The organism is Streptomyces brevispora (assembly GCF_007829885.1).
GTDB lineage: Bacteria > Actinomycetota > Actinomycetes > Streptomycetales > Streptomycetaceae > Streptomyces > Streptomyces brevispora.
Window position 1 is genome coordinate 623,202 of the sequence record NZ_VIWW01000001.1, and the last position, 25,375, is coordinate 648,576.

Consider the following 25,375-nt stretch of genomic DNA (forward strand, 5'->3'; position numbering starts at 1 on the left):
ACGGGTGCACGAATCGGTTAAAGGGTTATGTTCGAGGCGAGTTGCACGGGCCCTCGAAGGCCGGGCATGCGTCCGGCCGGACCTTGTCTGACAAGGTCCGGCCGGACGCATGAGGTTGACGGGAGGCGTTGACCCGTCAGCCGAGAAGCGTGCTCAGTTCGACGTGGTCGAGGCCGTGCGCCTCCGCCACCTCGCGGTAAACGACCTGTCCGTCATGGGTGTTGAGGCCCTTGGCGAGTGCGGCGTCACGGCGCAGCGCCTCGGCCCAGCCACGGTTGGCGAGCTCCACGATGTAGGGCAGCGTGGCGTTGGTGAGGGCGTACGTGGAGGTGTTCGGCACCGCGCCCGGCATGTTGGCGACGCAGTAGAAGACCGAGTCGTGAACCATGAAGGTCGGCTCGGCGTGCGTCGTCGGGTGGGAGTCCTCGAAGCAGCCGCCCTGATCAATTGCAATGTCGACAAGTACACTTCCGGGCTTCATCCTGGCGACGAGCTCGTTGGTGACCAGCTTCGGGGCCTTCGCGCCGGGGATCAGCACGGCGCCGACGACCAGGTCGGCCTCGACGACGGCCTTCTCCAGCTCGAAGGCGTTGGAGACGACCGTCTGCACCTTGGTGCCGAAGATCCGGTCGGCCTCGCGGAGCTTGTTGATGTCCTTGTCGAGCAGCGTGACGTGGAAGCCGAGACCGACGGCGATCTGCGTGGCGTTCCAGCCCGAGACACCGCCGCCGATGACGACGGCCCGACCGGCCGCCGTACCCGGGACGCCGCCCGGCAGCACGCCGCGGCCGCCGGCCGAGCGCATCAGGTGGTACGCGCCGACCTGCGGGGCCAGCCGGCCCGCGACCTCGGACATCGGGGCGAGCAGCGGCAGCGCGCGGTTCGCGGTCTCGACGGTCTCGTAGGCGATGGCGGTGGTACCGGACTCGAGCAGCGCGTCCGTGCAGGCGCGGGAGGCGGCGAGGTGCAGGTACGTGAAGAGGGTCTGGCCCTTGCGGAGGCGGTGGTACTCCTCGGCGACCGGCTCCTTGACCTTCAGCAGCAGGTCGGCGGCGGCCCAGACCTCGTCGGCGGTAGGCAGGATCTGCGCCCCGGCAGCGACGTACTCCTCGTCCGTGATGGAGGAGCCGGCCCCGGCGCTCTCCTCGACGACGACCTGGTGGCCGTGACGGACGAGCTCGTGCACACCGGCAGGCGTGATCGCCACGCGGAACTCGTTGTTCTTGACTTCGCGGGGGATGCCGACCTTCACGTCGATCACGGTCCTTGGCTCAGAGGGTATCCGGGCACAGCAATACATACCCGGATGTACACAGCGTAAATGGAGACACCGCGAACACCCGCGGTAGAGCCAGTTTAATGAAGGACTTCTCGCTGTCTAGCCTTACAAAGCATTAATTTTCCGTCGTCGCACTACGGATTTCGTAGGCTGAGCTCTCCTCGCCCAGCAATCTGTCGGCCGTACCCCTGTGCAGCCCCGCGGCGGCGGGGTCGCCGAGCCGGTCCAGCGTGTCGGCCAGCCGCAGCTCCAGTGCGGCCTGCAGCCGTACGTCCTTGGCCTTCCGCGCCCACTCCACGGCCTCCCGGCAGGTCTGCAGCGAATCCTGCGGACGGCCCGCGTACTCCTGGACCCGGGCGACCTCGCTGAGCGCCCGCGCCTGGGCGGGCAGGTCGCCGAGCCTGCGGTAGCCGGCCGCCGAGGCCCGCCAGTTCCGCAGCGCCTCGCCGTACCGCCCGGCGTAGGTGTGGACGGTGCCCAGCCGCCCGTACAGCCGCGCCTCATCGGCCCTCTCGCCCTGGGTGAGCCGCTGGGCGAGCGCCCGGCCGTACCAGTCGGAGGCCCGGTGGAAGTCGCCCAGCTCCGCATAGGCGCCACCTACGGATTCCATCGCGCGTCCGGTGGCGTACGGGTCCTTCGCGGCCCGTCCGGCATCCAGCGCGGCCCGGTAGCGGGTCAGCGCCTCCCGGGTCCGGCCGGTCCCGGCGTCCAGGTCGGCGAGGTTGAGCAGGGCCGCCGCGCGTTCGCGCGGCAGTTCGCGCCGCTCGGCGACCGCCAGCACCAGACCGTGCAGTCCGTACAGGTCGGGCGCGGCCGCCTCGGTCCCCTCGTGCACCGCCAGTGCCCGCACCAGTGCGGCCACCAACCGCCTTGCCAGTGTGTCGAGTTCGCCGTCCTCCACAGCGATCCGGGCGGAGGCGAGGAGCGCGGGCCGGCGGTTTCTCAGCCACCGCGCGGCGTCCTCGGGGCCGGGGAAGCGCAGGGAGCGCGGCAGCCCGGCGAGTCTGCGCCGGGCCGGGGAGCCCTCGGGTTCGGTGACCGCCCGGCAGGACTGGAGCCGGCGCACGGTCCGCTCCAGCATCCTCGCCTGCGCCAGCTGGATCTCGGCCGGGCGGTCCAGGTCCTCGAGCGACGACCGCAGCAGGGGTGCGAGGCAGCCGGGCACCTCGTACTGCGGCTGCTCGGCCCCGTCGCCACGCAGCACCCCCAGCCGCACGAAGTCGTCGAGCATGGTCTGGGCGGCCGAGACCGAGCAGCCGGCCAGTGCGGAGGCGGTGTGGGCGTCGGCGAGTCCGGCGGGGGCGAGGGAGAGCAGTCGCAGTATCCGGGCGGCGGTCGGCGGCAGTGAGTCGTGGATCAGCCGGAAGGCGCGGGCCAGCGGACGGGCGCCGGTGGACTGCTCGGTGTCGTCCGGCAGTTCCCGCAGCTGCTTGGTGACGTCGGCGACCGACGCCGTCGGGTGCGCGGCCAGCCAGCCCCCGACCATGACGAGTGCGGCGGGCTGCCCGCCGCACTCCTCGGACAGCGTCTCGGCGGTCCGCGGGTCGACGGTGATGCGGACCTGCCCGATGGTGCGGGCCAGCAGCTGGACCGCCGGTCCCGCCTCCAGTCCCCCGATGGTGCAGGGCCGGACGCCGGGGATACCGGTCAGCGGGCCCTGCGCGGTGGCGACGACCAGGCAGTCCGGGTTGTCCGGGAGCAGCGGGTCGACCTGCTCGGCGTCCGGCGCGTCATCGATCAGGAGCAGCGCCCGGCGTGCGGCGAGGGCCTCGCGCACCATCTGGGAGAGTTCGTCCTCGTCCGCGCCGGGCGGTCCCACCATGTCCAGCTGGCCGAGGAGATCCCGGGCGGCGCGTTCGGTGGGGACCCGGGTGCCGCCGGGTTCGGTGAGCCGGACGCGGAACAGGCCGTCGGGGTAGTCGCCGGTGCCGAGCAGCCGGCGGGTGAGTTCGCCGGCCAGTGCGGTGCGGCCGGAGCCGGGGCGTCCGGCGATCAGCAGGACCCGGGCCCGGCCGCTCTTGCGACCGGCCATGGTGTCCAGTCCGGCCCGTTCGATGTCGGCCCGGAGCTCCTTCAACTCGCGCTCACGGCCGAAGAATTGGGATGGCTCGACGGCAGCCGGCTCCTCGGTCCCCGCTGCCTCGGCCGGGCCGCTGGTGTCCACCGCCTGATCCGTCACGGGCCACGCTCCACTTCGCTGCACGCGTCGCCCTCCGGGACTCCGGCCAGGGCATTCCGAGCGTAGTTCAGGCGGATGGGCGAATCCGGTGGAGCACGGCGGGCAGGTCCCCCGATCGGATCAGCATTTCTTCAGATCGGTGGGTGGTGCAGGGTGATCCGGGGAACGGCCGAGCGGCGGCGGCTCCCCGGATCCCCGACGGTCCGTCAGGCCTCGAACGGCCGGGCGGGCCAGGGCGCCTCCGCGGGCCGCAGCGATTCGACTCCGTCCCCCGCGAGCACCGCCGCGAGCGACAGCACACCCACCACCAGGCAGTTGTTGTGCAGGTCTCCGGCGAGCACGCCCCGTACGAGGTCCTGGAGCGGCACCCGGGCCAGCTCCATGTCGGCCTCCTCCTCGGAGACCTCGAAGCGTTCGCCGTCCGCCTCGGAGATGTTCCGGGCGAGGAAGATCCGTACGGCCTCGTCGCAGCCGCCGGGCGTGGTGTAGACGTCGGTCAGCACCCGCCAGTCCTCGGCCTTGACGTACGCCTCCTCGTAGAGCTCGCGCTGCGCCGCGTGCAGCGGGTTCTCGCCGGGGATGTCGAGCAGTCCGGCCGGGATCTCCCACAGCTTGTGGCGCACCGGGTGGCGGTACTGGCGCAGCACCAGGACGCGGCCCTCGTCGTCGAGTGCGAGCACGGCGACCGACCCCGGGTGGACCTGGTAGTCGCGGCGCACGACCGTACCGTCCGGCATCGCCACGTCATCGGTGCGGACGCTGGTCTTGTTGCCCCGGAAAGGAGTCTCGGTCGCGGTGACCGGCCATTCCTCGGGCGTGTCCTGGAAACCCATCTACGTCCTCCCACAAAAAACAGTGACCGGGGTACCCGTCCTCGAAAGGACGCGTACCCCGGTCAACCGTAATGCCTGCGCAGGTGCCGCTACTTGCCCGGCTTGCCCTCGGCCGCGGCGCCGGTCCTGCGCGCGACGGCCGCCTTCACCAGGCCCGCGAAGAGCGGGTGCGGGCGAGTCGGGCGGGAGCGCAGCTCCGGGTGCGCCTGGGTGGCGACCAGGTAGGGGTGGACCTCACGCGGGTACTCGACGTACTCGACGAGCTTGTTGTCCGGGGAGGTGCCGGAGAAGACCAGACCGGCCTTCTTCTCCAGCTCGGAGCGGTAGGTGTTGTTGACCTCGTAGCGGTGGCGGTGGCGCTCCTCCACATACGGCTGGCCGTCGTACGCCTCACGGACCAGCGAGCCCTCGGCGAGCTTCGCCGGGTAGAGGCCGAGCCGCATGGTGCCGCCCAGGTCGCCCGCGCCCTCGACGTACGCGAGCTGCTCCTCCATCGTCGAGATGACGGGGTGGGCGGTGGCGGCGTCGAACTCGGTGGAGTTGGCGTCGGGGATCTCGGCGAGGTTGCGCGCCGCCTCGATCACGATGCACTGGAGACCGAGGCAGAGGCCGAGCAGCGGCACCTTGTTCTCACGGGCGTACTGGATGGCGCCGACCTTGCCGATCACGCCGCGCTCGCCGAAGCCGCCCGGGATGCAGATGGCGTCGACGTCGCCGAGCTGCTTCTTGGCGCCCGCCGGGGTCTTGCAGTCGTCGGACGCGACCCACTTGACCTTGACGCGGGCCTTGTTGGCGAAGCCGCCGGCCCGGATCGCCTCGGTGACCGAGAGGTAGGCGTCGGGCAGGTCGATGTACTTGCCGACCAGGGCGACGGTGACCTCGTGGTCGGGGTTGTGGACGCGGTCCAGCAGATCCCCCCAGGTCGTCCAGTCGACATCGCGGAACGGCAGGTCGAGCTTGCGCACGACGTAGGCGTCCAGGCCCTCGGAGTGCAGCACCTTCGGGATGTCGTAGATCGACTTGGCGTCGGGGCAGGCCACCACGGCGGCCTCGTCGACGTCGCACATCAACGAGATCTTGCGCTTGATCGCGGTCGGCACCTCGCGGTCGGCGCGCAGCACGATCGCGTCCGGCTGAATACCGATGTTGCGCAGCGCCGCCACCGAGTGCTGGGTCGGCTTGGTCTTGAGCTCACCGGACGGGCCGATGTAGGGCAGCAGCGAGATGTGCACGACGAAGACGTTGTCCCGGCCCACCTCGTGGCGGACCTGGCGGACGGTCTCCAGGAACGGCAGCGACTCGATGTCGCCGACCGTGCCGCCGACCTCGGTGATGACGACGTCGACGTCATCGGTGGCCATGCGGCGGATGCGGTGCTTGATCTCGTTGGTGATGTGCGGGATGACCTGCACGGTGTCGCCCAGGTACTCGCCGCGCCGCTCCTTGGCGATGACCTGCGAGTACACCTGGCCGGTGGTGACGTTCGCGGAACCGTCGAGGTCCACGTCGAGGAAGCGCTCGTAGTGGCCGATGTCCAGGTCGGTCTCGGCGCCGTCGTTGGTGACGAACACCTCACCGTGCTGGAAGGGGTTCATCGTGCCCGGGTCGACGTTCAGATAAGGGTCGAGCTTCTGCATGGTGACCCGAAGGCCGCGCGCCTTGAGCAGGGCACCCAGGCTGGAGGCAGTCAGACCCTTGCCGAGGGAAGAGGCGACACCCCCGGTGACGAAGATGTGCTTGGTCGTCGTGGATGTGGGCTGCATAGCCAAAGGGGGCTCCCGTGGTCGCGATCGTGAGGTGCGTACCGGCGTTGCCGTCCGGAGAATTCCGGAGGTGCCGTCGCTGCGGTTCGGGGGCCTCGTCTGCTGTCGCAGACGACCACCGGTCCACGGGCTACCAGGGTATCAGCGACGAGGGGAGCCTGCTTCCGGCCACACCCGACACAGTCAGCACACATGATCGCCGCACGCCTCTCACACCCCACCCGTTCAGCTCATCTCTCTTGCCAAGACCGGCGCGCAGACCCCCCAGGTGCGTCGTATCCTGCTCGGACACTCGCCCCGGCACTCGCCCCGGGCGAGGGATCAGCTCGCAGATTCCCCCACATCAACACCTAGCAACGACCTCTTGACCCGCAGTAAGCGCCCCGAGGGGCGACATGGCCGTTCGACTGGAGATGCACGTGGCCGGGCGCATCGAGGATTACGCACTCATCGGAGACATGCAGACCGCCGCCCTGGTCTGCCGGGACGGCACAGCCGACTGGCTGTGCCTGCCCCGCTTCGATTCACACGCCGTCTTCGCGGGACTGCTGGGCACCGAGGAGCATGGCTTCTGGCGCCTCGGGCCGGCCCGCGCCGAGGGCGCACAACCGCCGTCCGCGGACCGCCGCCGCTACCGCGGGGACTCGCTGATCCTGGAATCGGAGTGGGACACACCGCGCGGCACGGTCAGGGTGACCGACTTCATGCCGCCGCGTGACGGCGCTCCGCAGCTGATCCGCATCGTGGAGGGAGTCAGCGGCCGGGTGCCGATGCGCTCCGAGCTGCGGATGCGGTTCAGCTACGGGCGGGTCACGCCCTGGGTGCACAAGGTGGACGGCCGTACGGTCGCCGTCGCGGGACCCGACTCGGTCTGGCTGGACACCGCGGCCGAGACCTTCGGCGAGAACCTGACGACGTACTCCGACTTCACCGTCGCCCCGGGGGACCGGATCGCGTTCACCATCAGCTGGCAGCCCTCGCACCACGAACCGCCCGCGCTCCCGGACCCGGAGGGTTCACTGGAGGCGACCGCGGACTTCTGGCGCGAGTGGGTCGACCAGTGCACGTACCACGGGCCCTACCGTGAGGCCGTGGTCCGCTCGCTGATCACGCTGAAGGCCCTGACGTACGCGCCGACCGGTGGCATCGTCGCCGCACCGACCACCTCCCTGCCGGAGGACATCGGCGGCTCCCGCAACTGGGACTACCGCTACACCTGGCTGCGCGACGCCGCGATCACCCTGTCCTCGCTGCTGCGCACCGGCTACCGCGAGGAGGCCCGGGCCTGGCGCGAGTGGCTGCTGCGGGCGGTCGCGGGCGACCCCGAGAACCTGCAGATCATGTACGGCATCGCGGGCGAGCGGGAACTGGGCGAGGCCGAGCTGGAGTGGCTGCCCGGTTACGAGAACTCCGGCCCGGTCCGGGTCGGCAACGGCGCCGCGGGCCAGCTCCAGCTGGACGTGTACGGCGAGGTCACCGAGGCGCTGCACCTGGCGCACATGACCGGCCTGACCCGCAACGACTACGCCACCGGCCTCCAGCTCAAGCTGATCGAGTACCTGGAGAAGCACTGGGAGGAGCCGGACGAGGGCATCTGGGAGGTGCGCGGGCCGCGCCGGCACTTCGTGCACTCCAAGGTGATGGCCTGGGTCGCCGTCGACCGGACCATCAAGCTGATCGAGTCCGGCGACACGGACGGGCCGCTGGAGCGGTGGCGCGAACTGCGCGACGACATCCACCGCGCCGTCTGCGAACAGGGCTACGACAAGGAGCGCAACACCTTCACCCAGTCCTACGGGTCGAAGGAGCTGGACGCCTCCCTCCTGCTGATCCCCCAGATGGGCTTCCTGCCACCCGACGACAAGCGGGTCATCGGCACCATCGAGGCGATCCAGCGGGAGCTGTCCACCGAGGACGGCTTCCTGCTCCGCTACCCCACCTCGGGCGAGAACGCCGGCGTGGACGGCCTGGAGGGCGACGAGGGCGCGTTCCTGGCGTGCTCGTTCTGGCTGGCGGACGACCTGGCGATGATCGGCCGGGTCGACGAGGCCCGCCAGCTCTTCGAACGGCTGCTGTCCCTGCGCAACGATCTGGGCCTGCTGGCCGAGGAGTGGGACGCGCGGCTGCAGCGCCAGGTGGGGAACTTCCCGCAGGCGTTCAGCCATGTGCCGCTGATCGACACGGCCCTGCGGCTGACGGCGAGCGGGGCGTACGTGGGGTGACGGCAAGGCTGCGGGGTGCCGGAAGGCTCACCGCAGCGGGTCCGGGGGCGCCGATGAGGCGCACCCCGGACCGGGGCCGGTCACTCACCGGTCGTCAGGCGCTGTCCGGACCCTTCACGACGGGCGCGCTTTCGCAACGCGGCGTCCCGTCGCAGCGGGCGTCCCGACACTACAGGCGTTCCTTCACGAGGGGGGGTCCCGTCACGACGGGGCGCTGCTCCGAGGGCAGCCCCCACTCGCTCCAGGAGCCGTCGTACACCGCGAGTTCGCGGTATCCGGCCAGCTCGGCCCCCAGCGCCAGGACGCACGCGGTGACACCCGATCCGCAGCTGAAGTACAGCCGCCTCCGGTCACCCGTCAGGGCGGCGAACACGCCACGCAGTTCGGCCGCCGGGCGCATCAGGCCCTCGCGCTGGATCTCGCCGAACGGCAGACTGACCGCCCCCGGCATATGGCCGCCGCGCAGCCCGGCACGCGGTTCGGGGGCCGTACCGAGAAACCGTTCCCGGGTCCTGGCGTCGAACACGGCGGACGCCGGGTCGGTCAGCGCGTGAGCCACCTCGTCGGCGCCGACGACCAGCCCCGCGCGCGGCGCGGCCGTGAAATCACCGCGCTCCGCGGCGGGCGTGGGCGCGCCGCTCTCCAGCGGCAGTCCGGCGGCGACCCAGCCGGGCAGGCCGCCGTCGAGCACGGCCACCCGGTCGAAGCCCATCGCGCGGAGCATCCACCAGGCGCGGGCGCTGGAGTAGTTGCCTGCCCCGTCGTAGACGACGACGGTGTCGCCGGTGCGCAAACCCAGGGAGCGCAGCTCCTCGGTGAACCCGGCGGGGCCCGGCATCGCATGGGGCAGCGGGACCGAGTGATCGGAGAGCGCGCCGTCGATGTCGAACGGCCGCGCCCCCGGAATCCGCTGCCCGGCGTCCCGGTGCTCGCCGACCGAGGCGTCGAACACCAGCAGCCCCGGCGCACCCAGCCGCTCGGCGAGCCAGCCGCTACCGACCAGCGGGCCGGGCAGGCCCGTCCCGGGCGCCTCCCGGCCGGCTGCTGCGGCATCGTGCCGATCCGGCCGCTGCGCGCGGGGCCGTGCGTCGTCGTCCACTGTTCCCCCTGGTTCCCGAGGTGCGGCCGAAGTGCCCGCACGCACAGAATTTTCAAGATCTCAGCGGACCCTGCCCGTGTCAACAGCGCCTCGTCCCGCCGGCACGGTGGCCGGAGGCCGCACGGCCCCGACGCCGCCGACATCGCCCGATACCGGTACCTTCCTGAACAGGGCGACCGCCCGATCCGACCCGACCGAAGCGCGAGGCCAGAGCCAGTGGAGACCGAAGGCGGCATCACCGTGCAGCGGGCCCTCGACCTGCCGGGACTGCGCGGCGGACTCCCCGAAGTGGTGTCCGGCGCCGACCGGCTCAGCCGTACGGTGCGCTGGGTGCACGCGGGCGAGGTCCCCAACATCGCCTCGCTGCTCAAGGGCGGCGAGCTGCTCCTCACCACCGGTCTGGGCCTGGGCACCCGCCCCGCCGAGCAGCGTGCCTTCGTCCGCAGGCTCGCCGACCGCGGCATCGCCGCCCTGGTGGTGGAGCTCGGTCCGCGTTTCAGCAGGCTCCCCGCATCAATCGTGGACGCCGCGCGCGCCGCCGGGCTGCCGCTGGTCCAGCTACACCGCGAGGTGCCGTTCGTGACGGTGACCGAGGAGATCCACACCGAGATCGTCAACGGTCACTACGCACTCCTCCAGCAGGCCGAGGAGGTCCACCGGCGCTGTACGCAGGCGCTGCTCGGCGGAGGCGGGGTGCCCCAGGTACTGGGCATCCTGGCGGACTTCACGGCCAATCCGGTGTTCCTGGAGACGGCCGACGGCCAGCTGCTGTACGCGGCGGGCCCCGGGTCCGGGCCGGTCTCCGCCGATCCGCTCCAGGTCTGGGACGGGATGCGCGGCGGCCGAGCGGCCCGCGAGTCGCCGCCCGTCGGCGCGGTACTGGTGGATGTGCCGGGTGGCGGCCCGGGGGCCGGTTCGGTACGGGCCAGGCTGGTCCTGCTGGCCGTGGACGGGCCGCTGGTGACGGTGCACCGGATGGCGGCGGAGCGGGCGGCGGGCATTCTCGCCGTGGTGCTGATGCAGGCCCGCCAGGAGGAGGAACTCGCGGCGCGCGGCCGCGGTGACTTCCTGACGGATCTCGCGGAGAACCGGATCGCCCCCGACGACGCACCGGCACAGGCCCGGGTGCTGGGCTTCAAACCGGGCGAGCTGCCCCTGCTGCCCGTGGTGATGCGGCTGGCCCCCGAGCTGTCCCCGTCCGGCAACTGGGCGCTGCTGGCACGCGCGGTCCTGGAGGAGCTGTCCTCGGTGGGCGTGCCGGTGCTGCTCGGGGTGCGGCCGGTGGAGGGCCGGGTGCCACTGCTGCTGGCGCTGCGGGCCGAGACGGAACGTACGGCGGTGGCGGACCGGGTCGCCGCGGCGCTGCGGGCCGGTGTGGAGCGGGCCGGTCTGGAACGGGCCGGCTCTCATCCCCCGGTCGTCGTGGTCGGGGTGGCGGGCAGCTGGGCGACGGCCGGTGCCGGGCTCCGGCATGCGGCGGAGACGGCCACGGCGGCGCAGGGGCTCAGCGACCGGCCCTGGTACGACGCCCGGCGCCTCGACATCGATCTGCTGCTCTGGCGGCTGCGGGAGCATCCGGATCTGGCGGCGTTCGTCGAGCGGGCGATCGGCCCGCTGCGCGATCACGACCGCACCTCGCGCCCGCCGCTGCTGCCCACGCTGGAGTCGTATCTCGCACATGCGGGCCGCAAGGCGGAGACGGCGCGCGAGCTGCATCTGAACCGTCAGACGCTGTACAACCGGCTCGCCCGGATCGGTGAACTGCTCGGCACCGATCTGGACGACCCGCAGGCCGTACTGGCCCTGAGCCTGGCGCTGCGCGCCCGCCGCCACGCGTCGTAGCGGCCGGCCGCGGTCCCCCACCCCCGCCTCAGCGGCTCCGCTCCACCGCCGGCGGCTGCGCCAACTCGTCGTACACACTCAGTACTTGGGCGACGGTGTCGTCCTCGGTCGGCCAACTCGCCGCCTGCGCGAGTCCCGCAGCGGCCATCCGGTCCCGTTCCGCCGGATCGCCGAGCAGCCGGGCCACACTGCGGGCGAGCGCCTCCGCGTTCCCGTACGGCACGAGCTCCGCGGCGTCACCCACGAGTTCGGGCACCCCGCCGACCGCGGTGGCGACCAGCGGCACGCCGATCCGCAGCGCGTCCTGGGCCAGCAGCGAGCGCGCCTCCCAGCGGCTGGGCAGTACGACCAGATCGGCGGCGGCCAGCAGTTCGGTGACGTCGGGCCGGCTGCCGATCAGGACGACGGGCAGGTCCTCGGCCTTGATCCGGCGCTGCAGGGCCGCCCGTTCGCGCCCCTCTCCCGCGATGGCCAGCAGGGGTACGCGGTCGAGCCGGCGCCACGCGCGTGCCGCGTCGAGCAGCGCGCCGAAGCCGTGCTGCGGCACCAGGTTGCCGACCGCCATGATCAACGGCCGCTCCACCGCGCCGAGTTCGGCCCGCACCTTGCCGTCGGGCAGCGCGGCGTGAACCCGCGGTGCCGGAGTGGCGACGGCCGCGAGCCGGGCGTCACGCGCCCCCCGCCGCCGGGCCCGGTCGACCAGGTCCGAGGAGGCGCCGAGCACAACGGCCGCCGACCGGGCGGCCCTTCGCTCCAGCAGGTGCAGCAGCCGGCGGCGGGCGCCCTCGGCGTGGGACCGGGTGTGCCAGGTGACGACCAGCGGGACGCGGCGTCCACCGAGCGCCAGAGCGGCCCGCACCGCGGCGTGCGGTCCGTGCGCGTGCACGACGTCGGCGCCCGTGCAGGCACCGCGCAGCGCGGCGACGGCCGCAGGATCACTGCGCCTGGGTACGGGCGCGAAACGCGCCCCCGTCGCGGAGAAATCGTAGGTGCGGTCCAGTTCGGCGGGCGCGCAGACCGTGACCTGCACGCCTCTCGCGACCAGTCCGGAGGCCAGCGAGCCGACATGGGCGCTGCTTCCCGCACTGCCTCCGCCCAGTACTTGGACCGTACGCAGCTGTGACACGTTGAATGGCTCCCGGGGCTGCCGAGTCGGCGGTGTGTACACGGCCAAGGATGCCAGTCCGCACGCACGTTCCGGCACGACCGGACCGTAACTCCGGTGCGCACCGCGACAAACCGGGCGTGGCGCACCACTCGCACGGGTGAAAAATCCGGGCGGTCACGGCGCCCGCTGAGCACTCTTGCCCGCTGAGTACTCCGACGAGCAGTGCGGCCGGGGCACGCCGCGCCCCGGCCGTCCGCACGAGTTCCCGGGTGTGCCGGACACCACGGGGCAGCCGGGATCCCCTAGAACCCGCCCCGGCCGTCCGCCCGTGCCGTGGCCAGCAGTTCCTCCGCGTGGGCGCGGGCCGTCTCGGAGTCCTCCTGGCCCGCGAGCATCCGGGACAGTTCCCGTACCCGCTCCTCGCCCTCCAGGACGGTGACACCGCTCCTGGTCACCGAGCCGTCCACGGTCTTCTCGACCAGCAGCTGACGGTCGGCGAACGCGGCCACCTGGGGCAGGTGGGTGACGACAACGACCTGGGCGGACTGCGCGAGCTTCGCCAGCCGCCGCCCGACCTCGACGGCGGCCTTGCCGCCGACCCCCGCGTCGACCTCGTCGAAGAGGTAGGTGGGTACGGGGTCGGAACCGGCGAAGACCACCTCCACGGCGAGCATCACCCGGGACAGCTCACCGCCCGAGGCGCCCTTGGCGATCGGGCGGGGCTGGGCACCGGGGTGCGGGGCCAGCAGCAGTTCGACCTCGTCGGCGCCGGACGGCCCGTAGACCACGCTGCGTCCGCCGATGTCGATGCCGGACGCCTCGTCGGCCGCCTCGGTCTGCCGGATGTCGAAGGAGACCCGGGCGTGCGGCATGGCGAGGGAGGCGAGTTCCGCGGTGACCGCCTCGGCGAAGAGCGCCGCCGCCGACGTGCGGGCGTCGGTCAGCGCCTGTCCGAGGCCGGAGAGTTCGGCGCGCAGCGCGTCCCGCTCCGCGGTCAGTTCGCCGATCCGGTCGTCGTCGCCCTCCAGCTCCGTGAGGCGCGCGGCCCCGTCCTCGGCCCAGGCCAGCACCGCGGCGATGTCCTCGCCGTACTTGCGGGTGAGTCCGGTGAGCGCGGCGCGCCGATCCTCGACCGCGGCGAGCCGCAGCGGATCGGAGTCCAGCTGGTCGGCGTACCCCGCGAGTTCGCCCGCGACGTCGGAGAGCAGGATGGAGATCTCGCCGACCCGGTCCGCCAGCGCGGCGAGCGCCGGGTCGTGGGCCCGCACGCCTTCCAGCGCATGCCCGGCCGCAGCCACGACGGTCGTCGCGTCGACCGCCTCCTGGTCCTCGGGGTTGCCGGCCAGCGCGGTGTGCGCGAGGGCGGCGGCGGAGGCGAGGGCGTCCGCGTGGCCGAGCCGTTGGGCCTCGGCGGCGAGCTCGGTGTCCTCACCGGGCAGCGGTTCGACCGCGGCGACCTCGTTCAGCCCGAAGCGCAGCAGGTCGGCTTCCTGGGCGCGCTCGCGGGCACGCGTCGTCAGCTCGTCGAGTTCACCGGCGACAGCGCGCAGCCGCCGGTAGGCCGCCGCGTACGTGGCGTGCGGTCCGGCGACGCCGTCGCCCGCGTACCGGTCGAGTGCCTGCCGCTGCCGGGCGGGCTTGAGCAGCCCCTGTTGGTCGGTCTGGCCGTGCACGGCGACGAGCTCGTCGGCGAGCTCGGCCAGTACGCCCACCGGCACGGATCTGCCGCCCAGATGCGCCCGGGAGCGGCCCTCCGCGGAAACGGTACGGCTGATCAGCAGCGCACCGTCCTCGATCTCCGCCCCGGCCTCCTCGGCCCGCAGCGCCACCGCGTCGCCCTCGGACACCGTGATCCGGCCCTCGACGACCGCGGCCTTCGCACCGATCCGCACGAGGGCGGGGTCGGCACGTCCGCCGAGCAGCAGCCCCAGGCTGGTGACGACCATGGTCTTGCCCGCGCCGGTCTCACCGGTCACCGCGGTGAAACCGGGTGACAGCTCCACCACCGCGTCGTCGATGACTCCGAGCGACCGTATCCGCATCTCCTCCAACACGGACATGACCATACGAGGTTTCGTGGCCCGCGCGCACACGGGCTGCGGCCGGGGCACCGGATCGGGTGGTACGGCGGACTCCCCGGTGCCCTGACCGCGGTCAGTGCGGCGCGCCCCGCCACCCCGACACCGGCAGGGCGAACTTGGCCACCAGCCGGTCCGTGAAGGACGCCTGGTGCAGCCGGGCCAGCCGTACGGGCACCGCGCCGCGCCGCACCTCGACCCGCGCTCCGGCGGGCAGCGCCACGGTCCTGCGCCCGTCGCACCACAGCACCCCGTGCGGGGTGTGCGGCTGGACCTCGACGGCGAGCACCGACGTGGGCGAGGTCACCAACGGCTTGGCGAACAGCGCGTGGGCGCTGATCGGGACCATCAGCAGCGCCTCGACCTCGGGCCAGACGACGGGTCCGCCGGCCGAGAACGCGTACGCGGTCGAGCCGGTGGGCGTCGCGCAGACGATGCCGTCGCAGCCGAACCCGGTCACCGGCCGGCCGTCGATCTCCAGCACGACCTCCAGCATCCGCTCGGGCGACACCTTCTGCACGGCCGCCTCGTTGAGGGCCCAGTCGGTATGGACGACGGTGCCGTTGCTGTGCACGACGACGTCGATCGTCATGCGTTCCTCAACGGTGTACGCCCGGGTGACGACCCGGTCGACGACCTTGTCGAGGTCGTCGCGCTCCGCCTCGGCGAGGAAGCCGACCCGGCCGAGGTTGACGCCGAGCATCGGCACCCCGGAGGCGCGTGCGAGCTCCGCGCCGCGCAGCAGTGTCCCGTCCCCGCCGAGCACGACCAGCAGCTCGCAGCCGTTCACCGCCTCAGGGGTGGCATCCGTGACCGTCGCGACGGTCGGTGGCAGCGGCAGGTCGGCCGCCTCGGTCGCCAGCACCCGTACGCCCAGACCGCTGCGCAGCAGCCCCTGGACCACGAGCTCGGCGCTGCGGATCGCGGCCGGCCGGCCGGTGTGCGCCAAAAGAAAGACTGTTCGTGCCGCATTCGTCGTCAACGAGGCCCCTCCGCCACTGCACGGTCGACATCCGCGGGATCCAGCTCCGGTGCTCCGGCCCGCAGCCACAGAAAGTACTCGACATTTCCCGAGGGCCCGGGCAGCGGGCTGGCCGTCACGCCCCGGACCCCCAGGCCCAGTGCCCAGGCCCGGCGTGCCACCTCCCGTACTGCTTCGGCCCGCAGCTCCGGGCTGCGCACCACACCGCCGCTGCCGAGCCGCTCCTTGCCCACCTCGAACTGCGGCTTGACCATCAGGACCAGATCCGCGTCGGAGGCGGCGCAGCGCGCCAGGGCGGGCAGTACGAGCCCGAGCGGGATGAACGACAGGTCGCCCACCACCAGGTCGACCGCTTCACCGTCGATGGCCTCCAGGGTCAGTTCCCGGACGTTGGTGCGGTCCTTGACGACGACGCGGTCGTCGGACTGGAGCGACCAGGCGAGCTGCCCGTAGCCGACGTCCACGGCGACGACACGTGCCGCTCCGGCGCGCAGCAGCACATCGGTGAATCCGCCGGTCGACGCCCCGGCGTCCAGCGCCCGGCGCCCCTCCACCTTCAGTCCCAGGGGTACGAAGGCGGCGAGGGCACCCGCCAGCTTGTGGCCGCCCCGCGACACGTACTCGGGGTCGCTGTCGTCCTTGGTGACGACGACCGCGGCACTCGTCTCGACCTGGGTGGCCGGTTTGGTCGCGGTGTTGCCGCCGACGGTCACCCGCCCTGCGGCGATCAGCTGGCTGGCATGCTCGCGTGAGCGGGCGAGCTTTCGACGTACCAGCTCGGCGTCGAGGCGGCGACGGGCCACTCCTGCCACGTTCGGTTCAGCTCCTGTTGTCGTACGGGGGCATCGGTGCGGGTACCGGTGCGGGTGCGGGCCTGGCGTCCAGCGCGGTCAGCGCGTCGCGCAGTCCACGGTGTACATCCTCGTACACCTCGATGTGTCCGCCCGCCGTGAGGTGGTCGGCGTCGGCCAGACGCTTCAGTTGCGCGTCCACCTCGGCATCGCCCGTGGGCGTGCGTACGACGCCGAGGGGGGCGGGGGCCGCCGGGTCGTGCGGGGCCGCCCGGGGCGGCTCCTGCGGCGCGTCCTGCGGGATCTCCCCGGGCGCGGTTCCGGTGGCCGTCCCCGGCCCCGGCGTCGAGTCGCTCATGCGGGAAACGCTACCCCGAAGGGCTGCGGTACCGTCGATCATGATGGCGACCATGGCGGAGTGCCGCAGCGCACTCGACAAACTTTCGGACAACCTCGCGGGGGCCGAGGGCGACGTGCGCAGCGCGGCGTCCCTCGACCGTTCGCTGAGCTGTCACATCAAGGACCTCGACATCACGTTCACCGGTCGGCTGACCGGCGGCCGGATCCAGGTCCTGGACACGGTCGAGGGACCGCCTCCGCAGAAGGCGGAGATCCGTCTCGCGATGACCGGGGACGATCTGGTGGCCCTGGTGAACGGCGAGCTGAACTTCGCCAAGGCCTGGGGCTCGGGGCGGGTCCGCCTGGAGGCAGGATTCCGCGACCTCCTGAAGCTCAGGTCCCTTCTGTGACCGGATCGCGCCCGTCCGGCGGCGCTTCTCCTCACACGTCGGCCGGATCAGGCCCGTCCGGCGACTGAGGACGAAGCGGGGCCGAAGATCACGCGACGCGCCCCGCCGGCCCCTACGCCCCCGCACCGCGCCCCACAGCCACCCCACCGCTCCGCGCTCCCCGCACCCGTGCGGCCGGCACCACCAGCGGCGTCCCCGTCTCCGGGTCGGAGATCACCTGGCAGCGCAGCCCGAACACCCGCTCCACCAGCTCCGCGGTGACGATCTCCCCGGGTGCCCCCTCCGCGACGATCTCGCCCTCCCGCATCGCGATGAGATGCGTGGCGTACCGCGCGGCGTGATTCAGATCGTGCAGCACGGCCACCAGCGTGCGCCCCCGCGTCTCGTGCAACTCCGCACACAGGTCGAGCACATCGATCTGGTGCTGGATGTCCAGGTACGTCGTCGGCTCGTCCAGCAGCAGCAGCGGCGTCCGTTGCGCGAGCGCCATCGCGATCCAGACCCGCTGACGCTGTCCGCCGGACAATTCGTCGACATAGCGATCGCCGAGTTCACCGACACCGGTCGAAGCCATCGATTCCTCGACAATGCGTTCGTCCTCGGGCGACCACTGCCGCAGCAGACCCTGGTGCGGATAACGTCCCCTGGCCACAAGATCCGCCACGGTGATGCCGTCGGGTGCGATCGAGGACTGGGGCAGCAGCCCCAGCGTCCTGGCGACCTGCTTCGCGGGCATCCGGTGAATCGCCTGACCGTCCAGCAGCACCCGGCCCCTGCTCGGCTTGAGCATCCGGGAGAGCGCCCGCAACAATGTCGACTTGCCGCAGGCGTTGGGGCCGACGATCACGGTGAACGACTGGTCGGGAATGTCGACCGAGAGATTCTCCGCGATGACCCGCTGGTCGTAGCCGAGGGTCACCGAGTCCGCGGTGAGGCGTTGCATGGTCGTACTCCATGGGTCGGTCGGGGTGCTGGGGGACTGAGTGGCGGGCGAGGACTTCACGCGGCCGGTGCCGTTCTTCATGTGCGATCCGCCTCGTGCTCCGACGTCGTCCTCATATGCGACCCGCCTTGCGTTCGGACACCAGCAGCCACAGCAGATAGCAGCCGCCGAGCACGCCGGTCACCACCCCGACGGGCAACTGCCGGTCGCCGAAGGCGTCGAGCGCGACCCAGTCGGCGACGAGCAGCAGGGCGGCGCCCATGAAGGTCGCGGCCGCCAGATTGGGGCCGGTCGAGCGGGTCAGCCGGCGGGCCAGCTGCGGGGCGCTGAGCGAGACGAACGCGATCGGCCCGGCGGCGGCCGTTGCGACGGCGACGAGCAGTACGGCGGCGCCCATCAGGACGAGCCGGGTGCGTTCGACCCGTACACCGAGGGCGTACGCGGCGTCGTCGCCCATCTCCATCACCCGCAGGGCCGGCCCGTGTGCGAACACCAGCGGCAGCAGAACACCGCAGACCACGAGCAGCGGCCAGACCTGCGCCCAGTCCCGCCCGTCGAGCGAGCCGGTCATCCAGACGACGGCCCGGGTCGCGTCCACCAGATCGGCCTTGGTGATCAGGTACTGGGTCACGGCGGTCAGCACGGCGGCAGCACCGATCCCGACCAGAACGAGCCGGAAGCCGTGCACCCCGCGCTTCCACGCCAGCAGATAGACGGCGACCCCGGTCAGCAGACCGCCGGCCACCGCACCGCCCGCGACCGCCGTCGCCCCGCCCTGGAACAGGACGATCACGGTCAGCGCACCCACCGTCGCACCCTGGCCGAAGCCCAGCACATCGGGGCTGCCGAGCGGATTGCGCGAGACGGTCTGGAAGACGGCACCGCCGGCGCCGAGCGCCGCGCCCACGAGGAGCCCGACCAGTACCCGCGGCAGCCGCAGGTCCATGACGATGAACTCCTGCTGGAAGGTGCCGTGTCCGAAGAGGGTCGTGACGACCTCGCCCGGGGTCATGGTGAAGTCGCCGCTGCCGACGAGGACGACGCCGGCCCCAGCCACCACGGCGGCGAGCAGCAGAATCACCAGCGACGCCCGGACGTTCATCCGGAACGAGTACCCGCCGGCCGTCCGCACGGCCCTCACCGACCGGGCCGTCCCCGTCACTCGCGTCGGCCCCTCCGTCTCCTTCACGGCCTTCACAGCTGGGACATCCTCTTGCGTCGTACGAGATGGATGAAGACCGGCCCGCCGATCAGCGCGGTGACGATACCGACCTGGAGTTCGGACGGACGGGCGATGACCCGGCCCACCACGTCCGCACCGAGCAGCAGCACCGGGGAGAGCACGGCCGCGTACGGCAGGATCCACCGCATGTCGGGACCGGTGATCACCCGCACCAGGTGCGGGATCATCAGCCCGATGAAGACGATCGGTCCGCACGCGGCGGTCGCCGCCCCGCACAGCAGGGTGACGGCGAGCATGGCCAGGACCCGTGTCCTGACCAGATGGGCGCCGAGTGCCCGTGCCGTGTCGTCGCCCATCTCCAGGGCGTTGAGCGGACGGGCGATGAGCAGGGTCAGGACGACACCGATCGCGATGAACGGCCACACCTTGCCGACCGTCTCCGTGTTCGCGGAGGCCAGCGACCCGACCGTCCAGAACCGCAGCCGGTCCAGCGCCGCCGAGTCCAGCAGCTGTACGGCGTTGACGTACCCGTACAGCGCCGCGGTGACCGCCGTCCCGGCGAGCGCGAGCCGTACCGGAGTGGCGGACCGGCTGCCCCCGAGCAGGTACACGGCCACCGACACGATCGCGGCACCGGCGAAGGCGAACCAGACGTACCCGGTCAGCGAGGTGACGCCGAAGAAGCTGATCGCGGAGACGACCGCCGCGGACGCTCCCGCGTTGACGCCCAGCAATCCGGGCTCGGCCAGCGGGTTACGGGTCAGCGCCTGCATCACCGCCCCGGCGAGGCCGAGTGCGCTGCCCACGATCAGCCCGAGCACGGTCCGGGGTATCCGCACCTTCCGTACGAGGACGTCGTCGCCGCTCCCGGCGTAGTGGAACAGCCCGTGCCAGACATCGGAGAGGGGCAGTGCCTTGGCACCGATCCCGACACTCGCCAGGCACACCAGCACCAGCAGGGCCAGGGCCGCCAGGAGCCCTGCGGCTCGTGCCACCTGGCGCCCGGGGGGCGCGGCTCTGCCCGGCGCGGCGATCTGGCCTGCACTCGGTTCCGGGGGACTCTCAACCAACACGCGAGTTAGGTTAGCCTACCCTTGCACCGACTCGATCCGGCCTCCCGAACCGGTGCTCCGGCCTCCGTACTTGCGTCCGCCTCCCCTGTCGCAGCTCGGCCTTCCGCCGGTTCCCCGCCGCTACAGCCCGAGCCTGGCCACCGCCTTCCCCGCGTCCAGCCCGCACGAACCCTCCCCGGCCTGCGACCACGCCGCCCCGCACAGCGCCCGCAGACCGTCGATCGCCTCCCCTTCGCCCTCCAGCACGAGCTGCTCGCCCCGGACGGACGCCGTCCAGCCGCCGCAGCCGAAGCCCTGCCCCTCCCGCGTCACCTCGGGCTGCCCCGTCAGCAGTCCCCGCAGATCGGTGTCCACGTACGTCGGCCGGTGCTCCGGCTTCGCGGCCACCAGCTGCGCCGCGTCCGCGATCCCGGTCAGTACCAGCAGCGAGTCCACACCGCCGTTGAACGCCCCCTCGATGTCCGTGTCGAGCCGGTCCCCGACCACCAACGGCCTTTCCGCACCGGTCCGCAGCACCGTCTCCCTGTGCATCGGCGGCAGCGGCTTTCCGGCCACCTGCGGCTCGGCGCCGGTCGCGATCCGTACGACCTCCACGGCCGCCCCGTTGCCCGGCGCGATCCCCCGGGCGCTCGGGATCGTCAGATCCGTGTTGGACGCGAACCACGGCAACCCGCGATTGACCGCGTAGGCGGCCTCGGCGAGGCGGCCCCACGCCATGTCGGGCCCGCCGTATCCCTGCGCCACGGCCACCGGCTCGTCGTCAGCCGACTCCACCGGCCGCAGCCCGCGTTCGCGCAGCGCCTCCCGCAGCCCCTCGCCCCCGACCACCAGCACCCTGGCCCCGGACGGCAGTTGATCGGCGATCAGCCGGGCCACGGCCTGCGCCGAAGTGATCACGTCGGCGGCCTCGGCCGGCACCCCGAGTTCGGTCAGATGCTCCGCCACCGCGGCCGGCGTCCGCAACGCGTTGTTCGTCACGTACGCCAGATGCATTCCGCCGTCCCGCGCCGCGCCGAGCGCCTCGACCGCATGGTCGATCGCCTGCCCGCCCGCGTACACCACCCCGTCGAGATCGAGCAGAGCCGTGTCGTACGCCTCGCCCAACGCGGTGCTGATACCGCTCGGCCTGGTCCTGCTCGCCTGGCTCATATCGTGCGCTCCTCAATTCCTGCGTCTCCCCCGATCATCGCGCATCCCCGGACCGCACATACGATGCAGTAATGAACACACGAGGCCCCGCGGACCAGGGACTGCACCTGATTCCGTTCCGTGGACTGCGATACGTCCCCGAGCTGGTCGGCAGCCTCGCCGCGGTGACCTCGCCGCCGTACGACGTCGTCGTGCGGCCCGACGGGCTGCTCCACCTGGAATCGGCGGATCCGCACAACATCGTCCGGCTGATCCTGCCGCAGGCCGACACCGCGCCCGCCCGCCACGAACAGGCCGCCGCGACCCTGAACCGCTGGCTCACCAAGGGGATCCTCGCCCCCGACCCCGAGCCCGCGCTCTACGTGTACGAGCAACGCAACGACGAGATCCTCCAGCGCGGCATCATCGGCGCGCTGGCCCTCTCCGAACCCGCCGAAGGCATCGTGCTCCCGCACGAGGACGTGATGGCCGATGTCGTCGAGGACCGCGCCGACCTGATGCGGACCACCGAGGCCCATCTCGAACCGCTGCTGCTGACCTACCGCAGCGACGGCAACGCCACCGGGGCGACCGCCGTCATCGAGCGGACGATCCAGCGCCCGCCGCTGCTCGCCACCACCACCGAGGACGGCTTCAGCCACCGGCTCTGGGCAGTCACCGACGCCGCCGAACAGTCGGTGGCCGAGGCCGATCTGGCCCGTCACCAGGCCCTGATCGCCGACGGCCACCACCGCTGGGCCACCTATCTCAGGCTTCAGCGGGAACACGCCCTCCCCGGCCCCTGGAACTTCGGCCTGGTCCTCCTCGTCGACACGGCCCGGTATCCGCTCCGGGTCCGGTCCATCCACCGGCTGTTGCACGACCTGCCCGTCGCCGACGCGCTCTCCGCACTGACCGGCCTCTTCCGGATCCGCGACATCGAGGGGCCACTCCCCCAGGCACTGGACGCCCTGGCCGGAGCGGCCGCCGAGGGCAACGCCTTCCTGCTCGCGGGCGACGGCGGTTTCCATCTGGCCGACCGCCCCGACGAGGCCCTGCTGACCCGCACCGTTCCGGCCGACCGGCCGGCCGCCTGGCGCACCCTCGACGCGACGGTCCTGCACTCGGCACTGCTCGACCACGTCTGGCAGATCCCCGACGACCCGGCGCACATCGCTTACATCCACGACACCGCGGCCGCCGTCGAACAGGCCGAGCGCCACAACGCCACGGCGGTGCTGATGCATCCGGTACGCGAAGAAGTCGTCCGGGACCTGGCCCGGCAGGGCATCACCATGCCACGCAAGTCGACGTCCTTCGGCCCCAAGCCGGCGACAGGTCTGGTCCTGCGCAGCCTGCCCCTCGGCTGACCCCGGACATACAGAAGAGGGCGGCACCCCGCCTGGGGTGCCGCCCTCTTCTTCTGCGTTACGCCTTGACCGGACCGTCCTCGTCCTCGTCGTCGCCGTCCGCGTCCTCGTCGTCCGTGGCGGCTGCCACCGGCGCCTCGGCATCGTCGGCCGTGTCCGCGGGGGCGGGAGCGGGGGCACCGTCTTCGTCATCGTCGCCGAGAGCATCGACGAACTCGACACCGTCCAGCTCGGCAAGGCGGTCCGACGCGTCGGTGGAGCCGTCCTTGTCGGCCTCCAGGGCCTTCCCGAACCACTCACGCGCCTCGTCCTCGCGCCCTGCGGCCAGCAGCGCGTCCGCGTACGCATAGCGCAGTCGCGGCGTCCACGGGTGGACGGCGCTGGAGGCCAGCTCGGAACTCTGCAGAGTCACGATGGCGGCATCGATCTGCCCCATGTCACGGCGGGCTCCGGCAGCGACCAGACGCATCTCGACCTGTCCGGCCTTGTCCAGCTTCTGCACCTCGGGCTCACCGGCCATGGCCATCGCCCGCTCCGGCCGACCGAGTCCACGCTCGCAGTCGGCCATGACCGGCCACAGCTCCACGGAACCGGTCATCCGACGGGACGCCCGGAACTCCGCCAGCGCCTCCGCGTACTTCTGCGTCGCGTAGGCTGCGAAGCCCGCTGCCTCACGCACAGCCGCGACCCGCGAGGCCAGTCGCAGGGCGATACGCGAGTACTCGTATGCCTGATCGGGGTCCTCGTCGAGCAGCCGGGCCACCATGACCAGGTTCCTGGCGACATCCTCGGCCAGGGTCTTGGGCAGGCTCATCAGCTCCTGCCGGACGTCCTTGTCGATCTCGTGGCCGGTGACCTCGTCGGGGATGGGAAGCCGCTTGATCGGCTCACGCTCCCGATCGTCCCGACGCTCGTACCCACCACGGTCACCGCGGTCGTCGCGGCCGCGGTAGCCACCCCTGTCGCCGTCATCCCGCCGACCACGGAATCCGCCGGAGGCGCCGCCACGGTTGTCGTCGCGCCGGAATCCACCACCGGACGAACCGCCACGGTTGTCGTCCCGACGGAACCCACCACCGGACGAACCGCCACGGTTGTCGTCACGACGGAAACCGCCGCCGCCACTGCTGGGCCGGCTGTCATCCCGACGGAAGCCACCACCGGTGCTGCCGCCGCGGTTGTCGTCGTCGCGACGGGGCCCACGCGGCCGGTCTTCACGCCGCTCGAACCCACCACCGGAACGCCCACCACGGTCATCATCACGACGCGGAGCCCGGTCATCACGACGGAAACCACCACCGGCAGAACCGGAACCACCACGGTTGTCATCACGCCGGAAGCCACCACCGGACGAACCGGAACCGCCCCGGTCGTCACGGCGGAACCCACCACCGCTGGAACCACCACGGCTGTCGTCCCGACGGAATCCACCACCGGACGAACCGCCACGGTTGTCGTCACGACGGAAACCGCCGCCGCCGCTGCTGGGCCGGCTGTCATCCCGACGGAAGCCACCACCGGTGCTGCCGCCGCGGTTGTCGTCGTCGCGACGGGGCCCACGCGGCCGGTCATCACGCCGCTCGAACCCACCACCGGAACGCCCACCACGGTCATCATCACGACGCGGAGCCCGGTCATCACGACGGAAACCACCACCGGCAGAACCGGAACCACCACGGTTGTCATCACGCCGGAAGCCACCACCGGACGAACCGGAACCGCCCCGGTCGTCACGGCGGAACCCACCACCGCTGGAACCACCACGGCTGTCGTCACGGCGGAACCCACCACCGGACGAACCGCCACGGTTGTCGTCACGACGGAAGCCGCCGCCGCCACTGCTGGGCCGGCTGTCATCCCGACGGAAGCCACCACCGGTGCTGCCGCCGCGGTTGTCGTCGTCGCGACGGGGCCCACGCGGCCGGTCTTCACGCCGCTCGAACCCACCACCGGAACGCCCACCACGGTCATCATCACGACGCGGAGCCCGGTCATCACGACGGAAACCACCACCGGCAGAACCGGAACCGCCCCGGTCGTCACGGCGGAACCCACCACTGCTGGAACCACCACGGTTGTCGTCCCGCCGGAATCCACCACCGGACGAACCGCCACGGTTGTCGTCGCGACGGAAGCCGCCGCCGCCACTGCTGGGCCGGCTGTCATCCCGACGGAAACCGCCGCCGGAGGAGCCGGAACCGCCCCGGTGGTCGTCGCGCCGCGGCGCGCGATCCCGGTCGCCGCGGTTGTCGTCACGGCGGAAGCCGCCGCCGCCACTGCTGGGTCGACTGTCGTCACGGCGGAAGCCGCCGCCGCTGTTGGTGGGCCGGCTGTCGTCGCGTCGGTTTCCGCCGCGGTCATTGTCCCGACGCTGGCCGCCTGACCGGTCGTCACGACCACCGCTGACGCCGCCCCGGTCACCGCCGTCACGGCGACGCGGCTCGCGCTCCGAACGATCGTCGGGAGAGTTGGTGGACATCGGTGGTGCTCCTGTCATCGGGTACTACATACAGACATTCTTGCGCAGCCGGACACCCGACGCGCTTCGGCAAAACAAAAAAAGGACCCTTGGTCCCAGCGTTGAACGCTGGGACCAAGGGTCCTTCAAAGATTGTTCGGCGGCGTCCTACTCTCCCACAGGGTCCCCCCTGCAGTACCATCGGCGCTGAAAGGCTTAGCTTCCGGGTTCGGAATGTAACCGGGCGTTTCCCTAACGCAATGACCACCGAAACCCTAATTGGGTTCTAGCGAAC

Annotated in this window: 20 protein-coding genes and 1 rRNA gene; 5 read left to right on the forward strand and 16 right to left on the reverse strand. The window is 71.9% G+C overall.

Annotated elements, in window-relative coordinates; all coding sequences use genetic code 11:
- Window positions 1-136 precede the first annotated feature (136 nt).
- The 4 genes from ald to FHX80_RS02960 form a co-directional block, all read right to left on the reverse strand.
- Window positions 137-1,252, reverse strand: coding sequence for an alanine dehydrogenase (gene ald, locus FHX80_RS02945; protein WP_145767038.1), 1,116 nt, complete (start codon window positions 1,250-1,252; stop codon window positions 137-139).
- 142 nt (window positions 1,253-1,394) lie between these two features.
- On the reverse strand, window positions 1,395-3,458 hold the full coding sequence (locus FHX80_RS02950) for a tetratricopeptide repeat protein (protein ID WP_145762671.1): 2,064 nt from the start codon (window positions 3,456-3,458) through the stop codon (window positions 1,395-1,397).
- 206 nt (window positions 3,459-3,664) lie between these two features.
- On the reverse strand, window positions 3,665-4,291 hold the full coding sequence (locus FHX80_RS02955) for an NUDIX domain-containing protein (RefSeq protein WP_124286460.1): 627 nt from the start codon (window positions 4,289-4,291) through the stop codon (window positions 3,665-3,667).
- A gap of 89 nt (window positions 4,292-4,380) precedes the next feature.
- Entirely contained in the window at window positions 4,381-6,054 is a 1,674-nt protein-coding gene (locus FHX80_RS02960) for a CTP synthase (RefSeq protein ID WP_145762672.1), read from the reverse strand.
- 419 nt (window positions 6,055-6,473) lie between these two features.
- On the opposite strand from FHX80_RS02960, the gene FHX80_RS02965 reads away from it, so the two are divergent.
- The gene (locus FHX80_RS02965) at window positions 6,474-8,276 is read left to right on the forward strand and encodes a glycoside hydrolase family 15 protein (RefSeq protein ID WP_145767039.1); all 1,803 of its coding nucleotides are present in this window, start codon (window positions 6,474-6,476) and stop codon (window positions 8,274-8,276) included.
- 169 nt (window positions 8,277-8,445) lie between these two features.
- Here the strand turns inward: FHX80_RS02965 and FHX80_RS02970 are convergent, their stop codons facing one another.
- The gene (locus FHX80_RS02970) at window positions 8,446-9,291 is read right to left on the reverse strand and encodes a sulfurtransferase (protein ID WP_145767040.1); all 846 of its coding nucleotides are present in this window, start codon (window positions 9,289-9,291) and stop codon (window positions 8,446-8,448) included.
- A 300-nt stretch (window positions 9,292-9,591) separates the two neighbouring features.
- On the opposite strand from FHX80_RS02970, the gene FHX80_RS02975 reads away from it, so the two are divergent.
- Window positions 9,592-11,217, forward strand: coding sequence for a PucR family transcriptional regulator (locus tag FHX80_RS02975; protein ID WP_145762673.1), 1,626 nt, complete (start codon window positions 9,592-9,594; stop codon window positions 11,215-11,217).
- A gap of 28 nt (window positions 11,218-11,245) precedes the next feature.
- Here FHX80_RS02975 and FHX80_RS02980 read toward each other — a convergent pair whose 3' ends face one another.
- From FHX80_RS02980 to FHX80_RS03000, 5 genes are all read right to left on the reverse strand, one after another.
- Window positions 11,246-12,343: a glycosyltransferase family 4 protein gene (locus tag FHX80_RS02980; protein ID WP_145762674.1), complete on the reverse strand. Its 1,098-nt coding sequence runs from the start codon at window positions 12,341-12,343 to the stop codon at window positions 11,246-11,248.
- Window positions 12,344-12,627: 284 nt separating this feature from the next.
- On the reverse strand, window positions 12,628-14,385 hold the full coding sequence (gene recN / locus FHX80_RS02985) for a DNA repair protein RecN (RefSeq protein WP_208764567.1): 1,758 nt from the start codon (window positions 14,383-14,385) through the stop codon (window positions 12,628-12,630).
- Between the two features lie 94 nt (window positions 14,386-14,479).
- Window positions 14,480-15,385 carry an NAD kinase gene (locus FHX80_RS02990; protein WP_145762676.1) on the reverse strand — a complete coding sequence of 302 codons (906 nt, stop codon included), beginning with the start codon at window positions 15,383-15,385 and terminating at the stop codon, window positions 14,480-14,482.
- Window positions 15,382-16,197 (reverse strand): TlyA family RNA methyltransferase, encoded by an 816-nt coding sequence (locus FHX80_RS02995; RefSeq protein WP_145762677.1) that lies wholly within the window; start codon window positions 16,195-16,197, stop codon window positions 15,382-15,384. The genes FHX80_RS02990 and FHX80_RS02995 overlap by 4 nt, the downstream gene beginning before the upstream one ends.
- Before the next feature lie 7 nt (window positions 16,198-16,204).
- A complete protein-coding gene (locus FHX80_RS03000) occupies window positions 16,205-16,534 on the reverse strand; it encodes a hypothetical protein (protein ID WP_244318122.1) in 330 nt (109 codons plus the stop codon).
- 43 nt (window positions 16,535-16,577) lie between these two features.
- Here FHX80_RS03000 and FHX80_RS03005 point away from each other — a divergent pair, with 43 nt between their 5' ends.
- A complete protein-coding gene (locus FHX80_RS03005; protein ID WP_145762678.1) occupies window positions 16,578-16,925 on the forward strand; it encodes an SCP2 sterol-binding domain-containing protein in 348 nt (115 codons plus the stop codon).
- Between the two features lie 112 nt (window positions 16,926-17,037).
- Here the strand turns inward: FHX80_RS03005 and FHX80_RS03010 are convergent, their stop codons facing one another.
- The 4 genes from FHX80_RS03010 to FHX80_RS03025 all read right to left on the reverse strand — a co-directional run bounded on the left by FHX80_RS03010 (window position 17,038) and on the right by FHX80_RS03025 (window position 21,273).
- Entirely contained in the window at window positions 17,038-17,868 is an 831-nt protein-coding gene (locus FHX80_RS03010) for an ABC transporter ATP-binding protein (RefSeq protein ID WP_145762679.1), read from the reverse strand.
- Between the two features lie 112 nt (window positions 17,869-17,980).
- A complete protein-coding gene (locus FHX80_RS03015; RefSeq protein ID WP_244318517.1) occupies window positions 17,981-18,970 on the reverse strand; it encodes a FecCD family ABC transporter permease in 990 nt (329 codons plus the stop codon).
- Between the two features lie 92 nt (window positions 18,971-19,062).
- The gene (locus FHX80_RS03020) at window positions 19,063-20,124 is read right to left on the reverse strand and encodes a FecCD family ABC transporter permease (RefSeq protein WP_145762680.1); all 1,062 of its coding nucleotides are present in this window, start codon (window positions 20,122-20,124) and stop codon (window positions 19,063-19,065) included.
- Window positions 20,125-20,244: 120 nt separating this feature from the next.
- The gene (locus tag FHX80_RS03025) at window positions 20,245-21,273 is read right to left on the reverse strand and encodes an HAD-IIA family hydrolase (RefSeq protein ID WP_145762681.1); all 1,029 of its coding nucleotides are present in this window, start codon (window positions 21,271-21,273) and stop codon (window positions 20,245-20,247) included.
- A 71-nt stretch (window positions 21,274-21,344) separates the two neighbouring features.
- Here FHX80_RS03025 and FHX80_RS03030 point away from each other — a divergent pair, with 71 nt between their 5' ends.
- Window positions 21,345-22,622, forward strand: a complete 1,278-nt coding sequence (locus tag FHX80_RS03030; RefSeq protein ID WP_145762682.1) for a DUF1015 family protein — start codon at window positions 21,345-21,347, stop codon at window positions 22,620-22,622.
- 58 nt (window positions 22,623-22,680) lie between these two features.
- On the opposite strand, the gene FHX80_RS35065 is transcribed toward FHX80_RS03030, so the two are convergent.
- Entirely contained in the window at window positions 22,681-23,436 is a 756-nt protein-coding gene (locus tag FHX80_RS35065; RefSeq protein WP_208764568.1) for a tetratricopeptide repeat protein, read from the reverse strand.
- Window positions 23,437-23,466: 30 nt separating this feature from the next.
- Between FHX80_RS35065 and FHX80_RS36680 the strand changes: the two genes are divergently transcribed.
- A complete protein-coding gene (locus FHX80_RS36680; RefSeq protein WP_208764569.1) occupies window positions 23,467-25,005 on the forward strand; it encodes a hypothetical protein in 1,539 nt (512 codons plus the stop codon).
- Window positions 25,006-25,235: 230 nt separating this feature from the next.
- Here FHX80_RS36680 and rrf read toward each other — a convergent pair.
- Window positions 25,236-25,352, reverse strand: a 5S ribosomal RNA gene (rrf, locus tag FHX80_RS03040).
- Window positions 25,353-25,375 lie beyond the last annotated feature (23 nt).

Excerpts from the sequence above, each read along its gene's own strand:
- FHX80_RS02955 (WP_124286460.1), bottom strand. The coding sequence starts at position 4,291 with ATGGGTTTCCAGGACACGCCCGAGGAATGGCCGGTCACCGCGACCGAG.
- FHX80_RS02960 (WP_145762672.1), bottom strand. The coding sequence starts at position 6,054 with ATGCAGCCCACATCCACGACGACCAAGCACATCTTCGTCACCGGGGGT.
- recN (WP_208764567.1), bottom strand. The coding sequence starts at position 14,385 with ATGTCCGTGTTGGAGGAGATGCGGATACGGTCGCTCGGAGTCATCGAC.
- FHX80_RS03000 (WP_244318122.1), bottom strand. The coding sequence starts at position 16,534 with ATGAGCGACTCGACGCCGGGGCCGGGGACGGCCACCGGAACCGCGCCC.
- FHX80_RS03005 (WP_145762678.1), top strand. The coding sequence starts at position 16,578 with ATGGCGACCATGGCGGAGTGCCGCAGCGCACTCGACAAACTTTCGGAC.
- FHX80_RS03010 (WP_145762679.1), bottom strand. The coding sequence starts at position 17,868 with ATGCAACGCCTCACCGCGGACTCGGTGACCCTCGGCTACGACCAGCGG.
- FHX80_RS03015 (WP_244318517.1), bottom strand. The coding sequence starts at position 18,970 with ATGAACGTCCGGGCGTCGCTGGTGATTCTGCTGCTCGCCGCCGTGGTG.
- FHX80_RS03025 (WP_145762681.1), bottom strand. The coding sequence starts at position 21,273 with ATGAGCCAGGCGAGCAGGACCAGGCCGAGCGGTATCAGCACCGCGTTG.
- FHX80_RS03030 (WP_145762682.1), top strand. The coding sequence starts at position 21,345 with ATGAACACACGAGGCCCCGCGGACCAGGGACTGCACCTGATTCCGTTC.
- FHX80_RS35065 (WP_208764568.1), bottom strand. The coding sequence starts at position 23,436 with ATGAGCCTGCCCAAGACCCTGGCCGAGGATGTCGCCAGGAACCTGGTC.